Source organism: Bifidobacterium sp., assembly GCF_050874245.1.
Taxonomy (GTDB): Bacteria; Actinomycetota; Actinomycetes; order Actinomycetales; family Bifidobacteriaceae; genus Bifidobacterium.
Genome location: NZ_JBNMKH010000199.1, coordinates 1 through 1,288, shown reverse-complemented (window position 1 = coordinate 1,288; position 1,288 = coordinate 1). Strand labels below are relative to the sequence as shown.

The 1,288-nt window shown below is 62.6% G+C and carries 2 protein-coding genes; both read left to right on the top strand.

The window, feature by feature from the left end; genetic code table 11:
- Positions 1 to 700: aldo/keto reductase (locus ACR0P8_RS09870; protein WP_432624874.1), on the top strand; the 700-nt coding region annotated here is incomplete at its 5' end.
- 37 nt (positions 701 to 737) lie between these two features.
- On the top strand, positions 738 to 1,288 hold a 551-nt coding region (locus ACR0P8_RS09865; RefSeq protein WP_432624873.1), incomplete at its 3' end, for an HNH endonuclease family protein.

The following is a 1,288-nucleotide window of genomic DNA, read 5'->3' as shown; positions in this document are numbered from 1 at the left end:
GTACAATAACGAGGCTGGCGTCGGACGTGCGCTGCAGAACGCGGGCTTCACGCAGGGTGAGAATCGCACGAACCTGTGGGTGACGACGAAGCTGCGCGATTCGGAACAGGGGTACGATTCCGCACGCAAGGCGTTCGACCGTCAGCTTGACCTGCTGCAGCTCGATTATGTGGACATGTATATGCTGCATTGGCCCACCCCGTTCAATTGGCGTTCCGGCGAAACGTGGAAGGCGTTCGACGAGTTCCGCGCGGAGGGTCGCGTGCGTACGCTTGGCGTGTGCAATTTCCTGCCGGAGCATCTTGAGCGGCTGCATAAGGAGACGGGCGAGTATCCGGCCGTCGACCAGATCGAATTGCATCCCACGTGGCAGCAGCGTGAGGTGGTGGCGTATTGCAAGGAGCATGGCATCGCGGTCGAAGCGTATTCGCCGATGGCCCGTGGCGCGGATCTGAATGCCGGCGACGGCGTGATCGAGCGCATCGCCGAGGCACATGACGTCACGCCCGCGCAGGTGATTCTGCGTTGGCATATCGAGAACGGCACGATCATCATTCCCAAGTCGGTGCATGCGGACAGGCAGCGGCAGAATCTCGACCTGTTCGGTTTCGTGCTCAGCCCGGAAGAGCATGCGGCCATCGATGCGCTCGACGGGCCGACGCGTGCCGGCCATGATCCGATGACGTTCACGTACGCGTGATTACGCACGCAGGCTTGCACGGAGCGTACGGAGTGCGATGACAAGGCGTGGACCGCGTGACGGCACGCATTTTCGCAGACGGCTGTTCAATGCCGACGGGCCGGTGGAACGCATACTGATCCTGCTGGTGGTCGCCGTGGTGGCGGGCGTCACGATCGGCCTGCTCATGCCGAAGGTGAATCCGACCGTCGGCGAATTGACGGGCGAGTATACCGCGTCCGGAACCGCCGCGCAGACATTGCAGCAGTTGACGGTCGATGACGAGCCGCGTCGTGCCGGCTACGATCGGGATTCGTTCGGCTTCCGTCAGACGGACGACGACGGCAACGGATGCGACGTGCGAGAGGACGTGCTGGCACGCGATTTGACGGACGTGCGATACCAGCAGGGCTGCAAGGTGCAATCGGGCACATTGTCAGACCCATACACCGGCAAGACGATCCGTTTCGTACGCGGCGTACACACCTCGTCCGCCGTGCAGATCGACCATGTGGTGGCGTTGGAGAACGCATGGCAGTCGGGTGCGAACACGTGGGACCGGGCCAAGCGGGTCCGGTTCGGCAACGACATGTACAACCTTCTGGCGGT